This is a genomic window from Nonomuraea composti (genome assembly GCF_012034275.1).
Taxonomy (GTDB): Bacteria; Actinomycetota; Actinomycetes; order Streptosporangiales; family Streptosporangiaceae; genus Nonomuraea; species Nonomuraea composti.
The window spans coordinates 155,459-169,146 of the sequence record NZ_JAATEP010000014.1 but is presented as its reverse complement, the minus strand read 5'-3'; the positions used below and the strand labels follow the sequence as shown (position 1 = coordinate 169,146).

13 protein-coding genes are annotated in these 13,688 nt (G+C 71.6%); 8 read left to right on the top strand and 5 right to left on the bottom strand.

The genetic code is table 11. The annotated features are described in order from the left end of the window. The first annotated feature begins 76 nt into the window (after positions 1-76). Positions 77-634: a helix-turn-helix domain-containing protein gene (locus HCN51_RS21450; protein ID WP_168011292.1), complete on the top strand. Its 558-nt coding sequence runs from the start codon at positions 77-79 to the stop codon at positions 632-634. Positions 635-1,068: 434 nt separating this feature from the next. On the opposite strand, the gene HCN51_RS21445 is transcribed toward HCN51_RS21450, so the two are convergent. From HCN51_RS21445 to mshA, 3 genes are all read right to left on the bottom strand, one after another. Beyond that, positions 1,069-1,812, bottom strand: a complete 744-nt coding sequence (locus HCN51_RS21445) for a phosphoglyceromutase (protein ID WP_168011291.1) — start codon at positions 1,810-1,812, stop codon at positions 1,069-1,071. 392 nt (positions 1,813-2,204) lie between these two features. After that, entirely contained in the window at positions 2,205-2,687 is a 483-nt protein-coding gene (locus HCN51_RS21440; RefSeq protein WP_080047297.1) for a type III secretion system chaperone family protein, read from the bottom strand. Between the two features lie 30 nt (positions 2,688-2,717). Then, on the bottom strand, positions 2,718-3,992 hold the full coding sequence (mshA, locus tag HCN51_RS21435; protein WP_346433734.1) for a D-inositol-3-phosphate glycosyltransferase: 1,275 nt from the start codon (positions 3,990-3,992) through the stop codon (positions 2,718-2,720). A gap of 202 nt (positions 3,993-4,194) precedes the next feature. Between mshA and HCN51_RS21430 the strand changes: the two genes are divergently transcribed. The 3 genes from HCN51_RS21430 (at position 4,195) to HCN51_RS21420 (ending at position 8,583) form a co-directional block, all read left to right on the top strand. Beyond that, entirely contained in the window at positions 4,195-4,938 is a 744-nt protein-coding gene (locus tag HCN51_RS21430; RefSeq protein WP_080043342.1) for an SDR family NAD(P)-dependent oxidoreductase, read from the top strand. Continuing rightward, positions 4,931-5,722 carry a class I SAM-dependent methyltransferase gene (locus HCN51_RS21425; protein WP_168011290.1) on the top strand — a complete coding sequence of 264 codons (792 nt, stop codon included), beginning with the start codon at positions 4,931-4,933 and terminating at the stop codon, positions 5,720-5,722. The genes HCN51_RS21430 and HCN51_RS21425 overlap by 8 nt, the downstream gene beginning before the upstream one ends. A gap of 116 nt (positions 5,723-5,838) precedes the next feature. After that, positions 5,839-8,583, top strand: coding sequence for an AbfB domain-containing protein (locus tag HCN51_RS21420; RefSeq protein ID WP_168011289.1), 2,745 nt, complete (start codon positions 5,839-5,841; stop codon positions 8,581-8,583). Positions 8,584-8,613: 30 nt separating this feature from the next. Here HCN51_RS21420 and HCN51_RS21415 read toward each other — a convergent pair whose 3' ends face one another. Continuing rightward, positions 8,614-9,117, bottom strand: a complete 504-nt coding sequence (locus tag HCN51_RS21415) for an O-acetyl-ADP-ribose deacetylase (protein WP_168011288.1) — start codon at positions 9,115-9,117, stop codon at positions 8,614-8,616. 25 nt (positions 9,118-9,142) lie between these two features. Next, entirely contained in the window at positions 9,143-9,382 is a 240-nt protein-coding gene (locus HCN51_RS59600; RefSeq protein WP_240973082.1) for a hypothetical protein, read from the bottom strand. Positions 9,383-11,421: 2,039 nt separating this feature from the next. On the opposite strand from HCN51_RS59600, the gene HCN51_RS21405 reads away from it, so the two are divergent. The 4 genes from HCN51_RS21405 to HCN51_RS21390 are packed head-to-tail and all read left to right on the top strand — an operon-like array spanning position 11,422 to position 13,643. Further along, complete coding sequence (locus tag HCN51_RS21405) at positions 11,422-11,778, top strand: BlaI/MecI/CopY family transcriptional regulator (RefSeq protein WP_080043346.1); 357 nt, start codon at positions 11,422-11,424, stop codon at positions 11,776-11,778. Next, the gene (locus tag HCN51_RS21400; protein WP_168011287.1) at positions 11,775-12,680 is read left to right on the top strand and encodes a M48 family metalloprotease; all 906 of its coding nucleotides are present in this window, start codon (positions 11,775-11,777) and stop codon (positions 12,678-12,680) included. Before HCN51_RS21405 ends, HCN51_RS21400 begins: the two co-directional genes overlap by 4 nt. A gap of 60 nt (positions 12,681-12,740) precedes the next feature. Then, entirely contained in the window at positions 12,741-13,232 is a 492-nt protein-coding gene (locus HCN51_RS21395) for a helix-turn-helix domain-containing protein (protein WP_080043348.1), read from the top strand. A gap of 3 nt (positions 13,233-13,235) precedes the next feature. After that, on the top strand, positions 13,236-13,643 hold the full coding sequence (locus tag HCN51_RS21390; RefSeq protein WP_168011286.1) for a hypothetical protein: 408 nt from the start codon (positions 13,236-13,238) through the stop codon (positions 13,641-13,643). Positions 13,644-13,688 lie beyond the last annotated feature (45 nt).

Genomic DNA, 13,688 nt, shown 5'->3' with positions numbered 1-13,688 from the left:
TCGGTACGCTTGACCGCTAAGATGAACGATGAACGGGTGTTCGTCAAATCGAACAAGTGGCAGTGCGGAGCGAACAGTGGCCGAGAACAGACCTCCCTTCGACCGGATGGCGGCGGCGATCAGGCGTGAACGCGAGCGGGCCGGGATGTCGCTGAGCGAGCTGGCGAAACGCTCGGGATTGGCCAAGTCCACGCTGTCCCAGCTCGAAGCGGGCACCGGAAACCCGAGCCTGGAGACGCTATGGGCGCTGGGAGTCACGTTGGGCGTGCCGTTCAGCCGGCTGGTGGATCCGCCGCGGCCGGCGGTCCGGCTGATCCGCGCCGGCGAGGGGCCGGCCGCCCATTCCGGCCAGGCCCACTACACCGCCACCCTGCTCGCCTCCAGCCCACCGGGGGCGCGGCGCGATCTCTACAGGATCGAGGCGCAGCCGGGCGAGTCGCGGTGCTCAGAGCCGCACATGCCGGGCACCGTCGAACATCTTGTGATCGGGGCGGGGCGGGCGCTGGCGGGGCCGGTGGACGAGCCGGTGGAGTTGGGGCCCGGGGATTATCTGGCTTATCCGGGTGATGCGGCGCACGTCTTCACTGCGCTTGATCCTGATACGAGTGGGGTGATCGTGATGGAGCACGTCTGAGCCGGGGAGACGATCTCAGAGGGACATTGGGAAGGCACCGACTGTTTGCAAGAGCAGGATGGGCGGGCCGCTTCCGGTCCCGCCGACGTGTTCTCACGCATCACGAGATCGGGCGCGCGCTCATAGCAGGAGAGGTGGGTCCAGTTCTGGTGGAGCCATATGCCCCATCGGGTTTGGGGGCTGGGTCGGGCTCGCGCTCAGGACTGGCTCTTGCGGGTGGTCGAGGGCCGGGGAGCGCGAGGGGCCGGCAGGACCCTCGCTGGAGGTATGGGGGCGGGCCCCCACAGAGCGCTGCCTGAAGCCCTGCGCGTGCAGCGTCCCCCGTGAAGACCGAGCAGTTGGAGCTGGGGGTGTGGGGGGCCGTGCCCCCCACAGCGCTGGCTGAAGCCCCGCGCGCGGAGCGCCCCCAGTGAAGACCGAGCAGTCGGGTGTTGTTAGCGGCCCTGGTTGGCTACGGCTTCGATGGCGGCCTTGGCGGCCTCCGGGTCCAGGTACTTGCCGCCGCGGACCGTAGGGCGGTAGTCGGTGTCGAGGTCGTACAGGAGGGGGATGCCGGTCGGGATGTTGAGGCCGGCGATGTCGTCGTCGCTGATGCCGTCGAGGTGCTTGACCAGGGCGCGCAGGGAGTTGCCGTGGGCGGCGACGAGGACGGTGCGGCCGGCCGCGAGGTCGGGGACGATCTCGTCGTACCAGTACGGGAGCATGCGCTCCACCACGTCCTTCAGGCATTCCGTGCGGGGCATGAGCTCCGGCGGGAGGAGGGCGTAGCGAGGGTCGCCGGCCTGGGAGTATTCGTCGTCGTCGGCGATGGGGGGCGGCGGGACGTCGTAGGAGCGCCGCCACAGCATGAACTGCTCGTCGCCGAACTCCTCCCTGGTCTGGGCCTTGTTCTTGCCCTGGAGGGCGCCGTAGTGGCGCTCGTTGAGCCGCCAGCTGCGCTTCACCGGGAGCCAGAGCAGGTCCGCTTCCGCCAACGCCAGCTGGGCCGTCTGGATGGCCCTGGTGAGGAGGCTGGTGTGGACGACGTCCGGGCGCAGCCCGGCTTCCTGGAGGAGCTTGCCGCCGCGGCGGGCCTCGTCCTCGCCCTTGGCCGAGAGGCTCACGTCCACCCAGCCGGTGAACAGGCCCTTCGCGTTCCAGTCACTCTCGCCGTGCCTTAGCAGCACCAAAGTCGCCATGGGGCCAATCCTATGGTTTGGACGCAACCGCGGGGGTGCGGGCCTCGACCCTGAGGGTGGGTGGCCGGTATTGGTGAGGAAGCCGGTGTGGGGCTGTCGGGGTTCCGGCCCCGGCTGAGTGCAGCCGTCCGTCGCGCCTTCTTCCCTCTTCCGTGCTACAGGGCATGCGGACGCGATTTCTTCGCGCCATGTGGAGGCATGAAAGGCACGCGGTAAAGGGCTAACGGGGACATGAGGGGCGGAGGGGGAACATCGCGAGGGTTCGGGGCAGGCAAACATCGCGGCTGCGGAAGGAGGAGACCGCGAGGGCGTCGGGGTGCGGGAGTGGAAGAGCTCCGAGGGCGTCGGTCGAGGTAAAGGGGACGAGGCGTCGAAAACGACCGGCCTGAACGTCAGGAGGCGTCCGGGTCGGCGAAGCGGGCGAACGCCTGGAGGTTCGCAAGGGATTCCCCCCGCTTGGCCCGCCAGGCCCATTCCCGCCGTATCGACGAGGCGAAGCCCAGCTCCAGCGCCCGGTCGAACCATTCGTCCGAGTACGTGAGCACGCACCCCAGCAGCCGGTCGATCTCCTCCTCGGTCACGGCGGTCAGCGGCATGCGTCCCACGAGGTAGACATCGCCGACGGGATCGAGGGAGAAGGACACTCCGTACATGGAGCCGTTCTTGCCGAGGAGCCAGCGGTAGAACTCGGTGTGGTTCTCGTCGGGCTGGCGGCAGAAGAAGGCTTCGACGTGCAGCACACGCTCGCCCACGATGAGCCAGGTCATGGTGGCGAGCTTGTGCTGTCCGGGCAGTTTGGCGAGGAACGCTCCGGGCCGCGGCTCGTCGTAGGAGACGTCCGCGGCCTTGAGCGCGGCTTCGACGACATCGCGCATGCCGACCACAATAGGAGACCGGGCCACGAGTCAGGAGACGGCCACGGGCACCTGGTGGAGGTGGGCGAGGGCGCCGGCGTACACCTGGATGAGTTGGGAGGCGGTGGCCTGCCAGCCGAAGGCGGTGGCGTGGGCGCGGGCGCCCTGGGAGAGCTGGTCGCGCCAGCGGGGCTCGGTGATGAAGCGGCGCAGCACCTGGGCCCATTGGGCGGGATCGTGGCCGTTGACGAGCAGGCCGGAGACGCCGTCGCGGACGGCGGTGCGCAGCCCGCCGACGGCGGCTGCGGCGACGGGGGTGCCGCACGCCTGTGATTCGAGGGCGACGAGGCCGAACGACTCGCTGTAGGAGGGGACGACGGTGACGTCCGCGGCCCGGTACCAGTCGGCCAGCTCTTCCTGGGGGGCGGGCGGTACGAGGCGGACGACGTCGGGGATGCCGAGCTCGGCGGCGAGGTCGGTGAGCAGGGAGGGGCGGGCCAGGCCGTTGCCGGAGGGGCCGCCGACGCAGGCGACGACGAGGCGGGAGCGCAGCGAGGGGTCGTCGATGAGCATCCTGGAGGCGGCGCGGAGCAGCACGTCGGGGGCTTTGAGCGGCTGGATGCGGCCGACGAACAGCAGGACGTGGGCGTCCTGTGGCAGGCCGAGCCGGTGGCGGGCGGCGCCTTGAGAGGCGGGCTGGAAGAGGGTGAGGTTGACGCCGGGGTTGACGACGGCGACGCGTTGCTCGGGGGCGCCGTAGAGGTCGATGAGCTCGCGGGCCTCGTCGGCGGTGTTGGCGACGAGGCGGTCGGCGATGTCGACGACCTGCTGCTCGCCGACCACGCGCGCCTGGGGCTCCGGCTTGTCGCCCTGGGCGAGGAGGAGGTTCTTGACCTTGGCCATGGTGTGCATGGTGTGGACGAGGGGGACGCCCCAGCGTTCCTTGGCCAGCCAGCCGACCTGGCCCGACAGCCAGTAGTGGGAGTGGATGACGTCGTAGCGGCCGGGGTCGTACATGGCCTCGGTGCGCAGGACCTCCGAGAGGAACGCGCACAGCTGGGCGGGCAGGTCGGCGCGGTCCATCTCCTCGTACGGCCCGGCGGTGAGGTGGCGGACGAGGACGCCGGGGGCGAGCTCGGCCACGGGTGGCAGGTCGCGGGCGGTGGCCCGGGTGAAGATCTCCACCTCCACCCCGAGCTGGGCCAGGCGTTTGGCGGACTCGACGATGTACACGTTCATGCCGCCGGCGTCGCCCGTCCCGGGCTGGTCCAGCGGTGACGTGTGCATGCTGATGGTCGCGACCCGGCTGACCCGTCGTCGCCTCACCCGGCTTCACCCCCGAAGAGAACCCCGAAGAGGGCCCCGGAGAGGGCCCCGGAGAGAGCTCCGGAGAGAACTCCCAAGAAGACCTCGAAGTGCCTCACTCGACACCACCTCCAGACGGAATACAACTATCCCGATTTTTTCGACATTCCCGACAGAAGGTCACAACCAGGGGTACGAGAGCGCACCTCCTAGGATGTGGAGCATGCGGAAGACGGCTGTGGTGACCGGTGCGAGCAGCGGGATCGGAGAGGCGACCGCGCGGCGCCTCGCCGCCGAGGGATACGACGTCGTCGCGGGCGCCCGGCGCCGCGACCGGCTGGGCAAGCTGGCCGCGGAGGTGCCCTCGATCACGCCGGTGACGCTGGATGTGACCTCTCAGGAGTCGGTGGACGCCCTGGCCGCCGGCCTTGAGCGTTGTGACGTGCTGGTCAACAACGCCGGCGGCGCGCTGGGCCTGGAGCAGGTGGCCGATGCGCGGCTGGACGACTGGCAGCGGATGTACGACGTGAACGTGCTCGGCTCCCTACGCATGACCCAGGCGTTGATCCCCAAACTCGTCGAGTCGGGCGACGGCGTGCTGGTGATGCTGACCTCGACGGCCGGCCACGGCGCGTACGAGGGCGGGGGCGGCTACGTCGCGGCCAAGCACGCCCAGCGCACCATGGCCGAGACCCTGCGCCTTGAGCTGGTGGGGCAGCCGGTGCGGATCGTGGAGATCGCGCCGGGGATGGTGCAGACGGAGGGGTTCGCGGTCACCCGGTTCCGGGGCGACGAGGAGGCGGCGGCCCGCGTGTACGAGGGCGTGCCGGGCCCGCTGACGGCCGACGACGTCGCCGACGCGATCGCCTGGGCCGTGACGCGCCCCGCCCACGTGAACATCGACCGCATGGTCATCCGCCCCCGTGCCCAGGCCGCGCAGCACAAGGTGCACCGCGTCAGTGGCTAGACCGGTCGGGTCGATCACCCGGGGCACGACCGGCCACAACCGGCTGCGGCGCTGCGACCGCTGGATCGCCGCCGTGCACGGCCCGCTGCTGCGCGGCGAGGCCCGGCCGCTGGTGGTGGACCTCGGCTACGGCGCCTCGCACACGACGACGCTGGAGCTGTTCACCCGGTTGCGCCGGGTGTCGCCGCGGGTGGAGGTCGTGGGCATCGAGATCGATCCGGCCAGGGTGGCGCTGGCCAAGCCGTACGAGCGGGAGGGGCTGAGCTTCCGGCTCGGCGGCTTCGAGCTGCCGGTCCCGCGCCCGCCGGCGCTGGTGCGGGCCTTCAACGTGCTGCGTCAGTACGGCGAGGACGAGGCGTGGCGCTACTGGGAGGCGCTGGCGGGCCGGCTGGCCCCGCACGGCGTGCTGGTGGAGGGCACCTGCTCGGAGAACGGGCGGCGGGCGGTCTGGGTGGGGCTCACCCGCGAGGGGCCGCGGACCATCACGTTCTCCGCCCGGTTCGAGGCTTTCGAGCGGCCTTCCGATCTGGCGGACCGGCTGCCGAAAACCCTCATCCACCGGAACGTGCCGGGTGAGCGGATTCATGCGTTCCTGAGCGACTTCGACCGCGCCTGGGCGGTCAGCGCTCCTTATGGGGCGCATGGGCGGCGGCAGCGGTGGCTGGCCGCGATCGGCGTGCTGGCCAGGACCTGGCCGATCCCGGCGCATCCGCCGCTGGGCGGCCCGGCACGGTGGCGGCTCGGCGAGCTCACCCTCCCGTGGGCAGCCGTAGCTCCTCAATAAGTGGTCTATTTCGCTCAATCGATCTCCGTTATATGGTCACAGTGCGATCCGACTCGTTCAAGTTCGGTCGCAACCTGTCGGGGGAAGTCGGGCACGGTCCTCGTCAAGGAGCCGAGATGAGCAGATTCTCAGGCTGGACCCGCCGCCTCGCCGCGGTCCTGGTCCTCTCAGGAGCAGTCGTCGCCTTACCCGTCCAGGAGGCGCTGGCCGCGCCCCCGCTCACCACCCCGTGGACCGCCGAGGTCACGCCGGACAACGCGCTGCCGGAGTACCCCAGGCCCCAGCTCGTCCGTCCGGACTGGCAGAGCCTCAACGGCCTGTGGCAGTTCGCCCTGACCGGCTCCCTCACCACGCCCCCGACGGGGCAGAACCTCGCCGAGCAGGTGCTGGTCCCGTACCCGATCGAATCTGGACTTTCGCGGATCCAGCGGCACGAGGACCGCATGTGGTACCGCAGGACGTTCACCGTGCCCGCCGGCTGGTCGGGCCGGCGCGTGCGGCTCAACTTCGGCGCGGTCAGCTGGGAGACCCGGGTGTGGGTGAACGGCACCGCGGTCGGCACCCACACCGGCGGCTACGACCCGTTCAGCCTCGACATCACCCCGGCCCTGCGCGGCGGCTCGAACGAGCTCATCGTCGGCGTGTACGCCCCCGTGGACGCGGCCGGCGCCCCCGTCGGCAAGCAGCGCCGCTCCCCCGGCGGCATCTTCTACACCGCGCACTCCGGCATCTGGCAGACCGTCTGGATGGAGCCGGTCAACGCCGCGAGCATCACCCGCCTCGACACCACCCCCGACGTCGCGGCGGGGCAGCTCGACCTGGTCGTGCAGGCGTCCGGCGCCTCGGGGCAGCAGGTGCGGGCCGAGGTCATGACCGGCGGGAACGTGGTCGGCACCGCCACCGGCGCGATCGGCGCCCACCTGCGGGTCCCGGTGCCGAACGCCCGCCTGTGGACCCCCGACGACCCCTTCCTGTACGACCTGCGCGTCACGCTGACCGGCACCGGCGGCGGCGACGTCGTGACCGGCTACTTCGGCATGAGGTCGGTGGGCAAGGCGACGGTCGGCGGCGTGCTGCGCCCCACGCTGAACGGCCGGTTCGTCTTCCAGCTCGGCACCCTCGACCAGGGCTACTGGCCCGACGGCATCTCCACCGCCCCCACGGACGCGGCCCTGCGCTTCGACCTGGAGCAGCAGAAGGCGCTCGGCTTCAACACGGTGCGCAAGCACGTCAAGGTCGAGCCGGCCCGCTGGTACTACTGGGCCGACCGGCTCGGCCTCATGGTCTGGCAGGACATGCCGTCGATGCGCACCGGCGTCACCCCGTCCACCTCCGACCGCGCCACTTTCGAGAGCGAGCTGCGCCGCGTGGTGGACCACCTGCGCGGGTTCACCTCGATCGTGCAGTGGGTGCCGTTCAACGAGGGCTGGGGCGAGTACGACCCCGCCCGCATCGCCGACCTGGTCAAGAGCTGGGACCCGAGCCGCCTGGTCAACAACAACTCCGGTTCCAACTGCTGCGGCTTCGACGGCGGCAACGGCGACGTCGTGGACGACCACATCTACGTCGGCCCCGGCACGCCGCAGCGGCCCAGCGCGAGCAGGGTGGCGGTGCTCGGCGAGTTCGGCGGGCTCGGCCTGCTCAGCCCCGGTCACCAGTGGCCCGGCACCGGCTTCGCGTACGAGATGACCGCGAACGCGACCGCGCTGACCGACCGCTACGTCTCCATCAACGAGCAGCTCAAGTCGCTCATCGTGGACAACGGCCTGTCCGCCGCGATCTACACCCAGCCGACCGACGTGGAGAACGAGGTCAACGGCCTATGGACGTACGACCGCCGGGTGCTGAAGGTCGACGCCGGCCGCGTCCGCGCGGTCAACCTCTCGGTGATCAGGTCCGCGACCGGCCTGACGGCGGGCGGCCTCGTCTCGCTGCGCGTCACCACCCCCGGCCACACCGGCCGCTTCCTGCGCCACCAGGACGGCCTGGCCCGCACCGACGTCGTCACCGCGGGCAGCGCGGACACGCTGAAGCTGGACGCCACGTTCCGGGTGCGCCAGGGCCTGGCGAACGCCACGTGCTTCTCCTTCGAGTCGCGCAACTTCCCCGGCCACTACCTGCGGCACGCCGATTCCCGGGTGCGCAAGGACGCCCGCGACGGCACGGCCCTGTTCGACCAGGACGCCACGTTCTGCGCCCGCGCGCCGCAGGCCGGCACCGGCGTGTCCCTGGAGGCCCTCAACCAGCCCGGCGCCTACCTGCGGCACTACAACGACGCCGTCTACATCGCGCGCAGCGGCGGCCCCAACGCCTGGGACACCGCCACGTCGTTCGCCGCCGACGTCACCTGGCTTCCTGACACGCCGTGGTGGCGCAGCGGCGCCGACCTGACCGTGGGGGCGGCGCAGTCGCTGCGGGTGACCACGCCCGGCTACACCGACCGCTACCTGCGCCACCAGGACGGCCTGGCCCGCACGGACGTGGTGACCGCCGCGAGCGCGCAGCTCCTCAAGGAGGACGCCACCTTCTACGTGCGGCGCGGGCTGGCGGAGGGCAGCTGCTACTCCTTCGAGTCACGCAACTTCCCCGGCCACTACCTGCGGCACGCCGACTTCCGGGTACGCAAGGACGCCCGCGACGGCACGGCCCTGTTCGACCAGGACGCCACGTTCTGCGCCCAGCCGCCCAGGGCCGGGGGCATCGGGGTGACGCTGGCGTCGTACAACATCGCCGGTCACGCCGTCAGGCACTACGCCGAGGCCGTCCACATCGCGGTGCCGGGCGGCGCGCACGCCTTCGACGCCGCCGCCAGCTACGACCAGGACGTCACCTGGGCCGTCGCGCCGCCCTGGGCGCCCTGACCTGACCCGGTTCGAGGCGCGCCCAAGCGGTCAGAGGCGCGCCTCGAACGTGGCGTACGCGGCCGCGTCGAACAGCACGAACCGCACCTCGGTCACGGCCGTGTCGGCCTGCCTGACCGCCTCCAGGGCGATCCGGGCGGCGTCGTCCATCGGCCAGCCGTAGATGCCGGTCGAGATCGCGGGGAACGCCACCGAGGCGGCGCCCAGCGTGTCGGCCACCCGCAGCGACTCGGTGTAGCAGGAGGCCAGCAGCGCCGAGCGGTCCTCCGACCTGGAGTGGACGGGGCCGACCGTGTGGATGACCCACCGGGCGGGCAGCCGGCCGGCCGTCGTGGCCACGGCCCGGCCGGTCGGCAGGCCCTTGCCGTACTGGCCGGCGCGCAGCTTCCTGCATTCCTCCAGGATCTCGGGGCCGCCCCGGCGGTGGATGGCGCCGTCGACGCCGCCGCCTCCCATGAGGGAGGAGTTGGCGGCGTTGACGATGGCGTCGGCCCGCTGCCGGGTGATGTCTCCTTGGACGAGCGTGAGCTTCACCCTGCCAGGTTGCCAGGCCGTGACGTCATTTACCCGTCAGGCACTGGGTGATGACGGAGACGTCGTCGCCCTTGCCGCTGTGGTTGCTGAACATCATCTGCCACTTGTTCCCGGCGGCCAGGCTCTCCACGATCGAGGCGTTCACGTGCGTTCCGTGCCAGTCGTAGCCGCCGGAGATCGGGACGCTGCCCGCCGGGCAGGACCCGCCCGTGACGCGGACGGAGTGGTGCGCGTGCACGTAGACCTCCGATCCGCGCTTGGCCACGAGCTTCAGCGTGGGCGCGGGCCCTTGCGGGCCGACCGGCCCCCGGTCACCCTTCGGGCCGGTCTTGCCGATGGGGCCCGTGGGTCCCGTTTTTCCTGTCGGTCCCACCGGGCCTGCCGGACCCGCCGGGCCCTTGGGCCCCGCCTTCCCGGTCGCTCCCATCTTCCCTGCCGGCCCTATAGGGCCTGCCGGGCCCGCCGGGCCCCTGGGCCCCGCCTTGCCGGTGAGCCCGGTACGCCCCACCGGTCCCGCCGGACCTGCCGGGCCTCTGGGGCCCGCCGGTCCTCTGATTCCGATGGGTCCCGCCGATCCTGTGTCCCCCTTCGGGCCTTGTGGACCGGTCGCTCCTCGGGGGCCTACGGCACCCGTCCTTCCCACCGGACCCGCGGGCCCGGTTCTCCCGATCGGGCCCGCAGGCCCTCGCGCGCCCGTCGCCCCCGTCCGTCCTGTCGGTCCCGTCCTGCCCACGGGTCCGGCCGGGCCCGCGACGCCTCTGGGACCGGTCGGCCCCCGCTCGCCGGTGGCCCCGTTGCGGCCGGGGATGCCCTGCGGCCCCGGAGGGCCCTGCACTCCGGGCACGCCCTGGAGCCCTTGAGCGCCGTCACGGCCGGGAGGCCCCTGCGGGCCGGTGGCTCCGGGTGGCCCTGGGTCGCCCTTCGGGCCCGGCGCGCCCGCCGCGCCCGGGTCCCCCTTCAGCCCAGGAGGTCCCGGGTCCCCCTTCGGCCCGGCGGGTCCGGGCGGGCCCGGATCGCCTTTCAGGCCGATGCCGCCGGGCGGCCCCGGGTCGCCCTTCGGCCCCACCGCGCCGCGCGGGCCCGGATCGCCCTTCGGGCCGGCCGGCCCTGGATCACCCTTCGGGCCCGGCACGCCGGGCGGGCCCGGGTCGCCCTTCCATCCGGGCGGGCCGGGATCGCCCTTGGGCCCCGCAGGGCCGGGCGGCCCCGGATCGCCCTTCCAGCCGCGCGCCCCAGGATCACCCTTCGGGCCCGTCGCCCCGACTGGGCCGGGGTCGCCTTTGGGTCCCGCCGGGCCGGGCGGGCCTGGATCGCCCGGCCGGCCCGTCCGTCCCGGGTCCCCCTTGGGGCCCGTGGCACCGGGATCGCCCTTGCGTCCCGGCGGGCCCGGCTCGCCGCGCGGGCCGCGCTCGCCCTCGCGCCCGGGGTCACCCGGCCTTCCAGGAGGGCCCGCCTCTCCGGCCGGGCCCGGATAACCTCGTGGCCCCTGCGGCCCTACCTTGCCCGGCGCTCCCGGCTTTCCCGGCAAGCCGGGCCTTCCGGGTGCGCCGGTCTTTCCGGGCGGCCCCATCTTCCCGGGCGGGCCGGGCTTCCCTATGGGCCCGATTTTTCCAGGAGGTCCCATCTTTCCGGGTGGGCCCATTTTCCCGGGCGGGCCCGGCTTCCCGGCCGGCCCCGGCTTTCCGGGAGGCCCCGCGGGCCCGCGCGCGCCTCTCGGCCCGGGCTTGCCCGGATGCGGCGGATGGGGATGCGGATGCCCGGTCTCGTCCCCCTGCGCCGGCTGATCGGCGGCGGCCACCGGCGTACCGGAGTCAGGAACCGGATCCACGTGCGGCGTCAGCAACCGGACGGTCCCCCGCAATCCACCCTCCGGCACGGGATGCACCGCCCGAGCGCGGAAAGGCGCGTCAAGAAATCCCCGGGTCGTTCGCCCGGAAGACACCGCTCCGGCCATTAGCACCGCCGCATCACAAGCGGAAGCCGGCAGGGCACAATGAATTCCGGTAATTCCCGCCGACAGCACAAGAGCACGTGTCAACGCATTGATCCTCATACTGGCCATGCTCACAAACAGCGGCATAGACGGACAACCGACACGAGTCTGCAACGACTTCAAGAAGCACTCAAGAAACGCCCGAAAGCGCCGCCTCCATACAAGGCCATCACATTGCCGCTTTACCCGACCGCATAAAACTCCATAAAAAACTCCCATCCCTACAAATCGGACAGCGACCCCGCGGTGACACGTCGCGATCGCCCGCCCCGTTTGCCAGCTCGACGCGTTGTAGAGCTACCCTGAAGGACGTGAAGGGTCTCGGCGAGCTTGAACGCAGCATCATGGACATCCTCTGGGCGGAGAGCAACGCGCTGACCGCCCGCGAGGTCGGCAGGCTGATTGCCGACCGCGACCTGGCCCCCACCACGGTCATGACCGTTCTCGACCGCCTCACCCGCAAGGGCTTCCTCGAGCGCACCCGCGACGGGCGCGCATGGCGGTACCAACCGGCGGAAAGCCGCGACGCGTACATCGCGGAGCTTATGCTGGAGGCGTTGGACCTGACGGGCGACCGCTCCGCCGCCCTGACCCGCTTCGCCCAGGCCGTGTCGGGCACGGAGGCGGAGATCCTGCGCAGAGCCCTTACGGAGCTGGAGGAAGAGTGATCACGGCAGCGGCGCTGGCAGCGCTCGCCACGGCGTGCGCGGTTGGCTCCTGGCGTTTCACGACGGCCCGGTGGACCTCACGGGCCCCCCGGCTGGCCATCATTCTCTGGCAGTCCCTCGGCGTGTGCTGGGGGCTGGCCACCACGGGCGCGATGCTCGCCTTCGCCGTGCAGCCGTACGACGCGGGGGTGCTGCCCGGTCTGATCGCGTTCGCGCACGGCGAGACGCCCGCGCAGGCGTGGGACCCGCTGCACGTGCTGGCCCTGATCGCGGGGCTGACCGCGCTGGCCGTGCTGATCGCGGTGCTGCTCACCGCGGGGGTGCAGGCGTTGCGCGCCCGCCGCAGGCACCGCATGCTGCTCGCGCTGATCTCCCACGACGACCCGGGCGTGCCCGGCGTGCGCGTGCTGGCGCATCCCAGCGCCGCCGCCTACTGCGTGCCGGGCCTGCGCTCGCAGGTCGTGGTCAGCGAGGGCGCGCTCAAGCTGCTGTCGGAGGACGAGCTGACCGCCGTCCTCGCACACGAGGCCGCCCACGTACGCGAGCGCCACGACCTGGTGCTGCTGCCGTTCGCCGCGCTGCGCCGGGCGCTGCCGTGGTCGAAGGTGGTGGCCGACGCGCAGGCGCAGGTCGAGCTGCTGGTCGAGATGGCGGCCGACGACCGGGCCCGGCGCTACTGCTCGCCGCGGCGGCTGGCCACGGCGCTGCTCCGGTTCGGCAGCGCGGGGGCCATGCCGACACCGCACGGCATGCTCGGCGTGCACGTCCAGAACGTCATGGCCAGGGTCGATCGCCTGATCAAGCCGGCTCCCGAGCTGGCCGCGTCGGTGCGCTACGGCTTCATCGCGCTTTCTGTGACGTTGGTCACCGCCGCCCCGTTCCTGTGGGTTATCCAGCTCTGATGCTTGCTGGCGTTAACCGCCCCGTTTGCAATTGCAAGCACCGCGGGGCAGACTACAGGTATGGCACTACCCAAAGTCGGCTCGATCGGTGAATACATCCGCGAGCAGCGGCAGCAGGCGAAGATCTCGCTGCGCCAGCTCGCCGCGGCGGCAGGGGTCTCCAACCCCTACCTGAGCCAGATCGAGCGCGGCCTGCGCAAGCCGAGCGCGGAGATCCTCAACCAGATCGCCAAGGGTCTGCGGATCTCCTCGCAGGCGCTCTACGTGCAGGCGGGTCTCATCGAGGACCGCGAGCCGCCCAGCGACGTGATCACCGCGATCAGGGCCGACGCGCATCTCAGCGAGCGGCAACGCCAAGTGCTGATCGACATTTACGAGTCGTTCCGCAAGGAGAAGCACGCCGAGGACGAGCAGACCTCCCAGAATGCCCGCCCCCGGCATGACTCCGATCCGGACGACGGGCCGCTGCCCGAGGAGTTTCTCGCCGCTCTTGAGCCCTATGCGGCGACCTCACGCAACGGAGACGTCACCCAGGAAACCAAGGAAGGTTAACCCATGACGCTGGCCACCGAGGTCAAGAAGCTCACCGAGTCCAAGCCGTTCTACGCTGTCGCCGGCGTCGGCGACTACGCCGTCGAGAAGCTGCGCGAGCTGCCCGAGCAGCTCCAGAAGCTGCAGTCGCGCCGCTCCGACCTCGCCAAGGACCTGCCGGTCAAGGCCCGCGAGTACGCCGACAAGGCCGAGGGCTTCGCCCGCGAGCTGCCCGAGAAGGCTCGCGAGTACGCCGACCAGCTCACGCTCAAGGCCACCGAGGTCTACGAGGACTTCGCCACGCGCGGCCGCAAGGTCGTCAGCCAGGCGAGCGGCACCGCCGCCCTCGAGCTCGAAGAGGTGTCGGAGGCCGCCGAGCCGCCCGTCGCCGAGCCGGTCAAGAAGCCCCGCACCCCCAAGGCCAAGGCCTGACCCACACCGGTGGCCCGTCTCCCTGCCGGGAGGCGGGCCATTTCG

Excerpts from the sequence above, each read along its gene's own strand:
- HCN51_RS21440 (WP_080047297.1), bottom strand. The coding sequence starts at position 2,687 with ATGCGCGATGTCGTCGAAGCCGCGCTCAAGGCCGCGGACGTCTCCTAC.
- HCN51_RS21420 (WP_168011289.1), top strand. The coding sequence starts at position 5,839 with ATGAGCAGATTCTCAGGCTGGACCCGCCGCCTCGCCGCGGTCCTGGTC.
- HCN51_RS21430 (WP_080043342.1), top strand. The coding sequence starts at position 4,195 with ATGCGGAAGACGGCTGTGGTGACCGGTGCGAGCAGCGGGATCGGAGAG.
- HCN51_RS21390 (WP_168011286.1), top strand. The coding sequence starts at position 13,236 with ATGACGCTGGCCACCGAGGTCAAGAAGCTCACCGAGTCCAAGCCGTTC.
- HCN51_RS21445 (WP_168011291.1), bottom strand. The coding sequence starts at position 1,812 with ATGGCGACTTTGGTGCTGCTAAGGCACGGCGAGAGTGACTGGAACGCG.
- HCN51_RS21395 (WP_080043348.1), top strand. The coding sequence starts at position 12,741 with ATGGCACTACCCAAAGTCGGCTCGATCGGTGAATACATCCGCGAGCAG.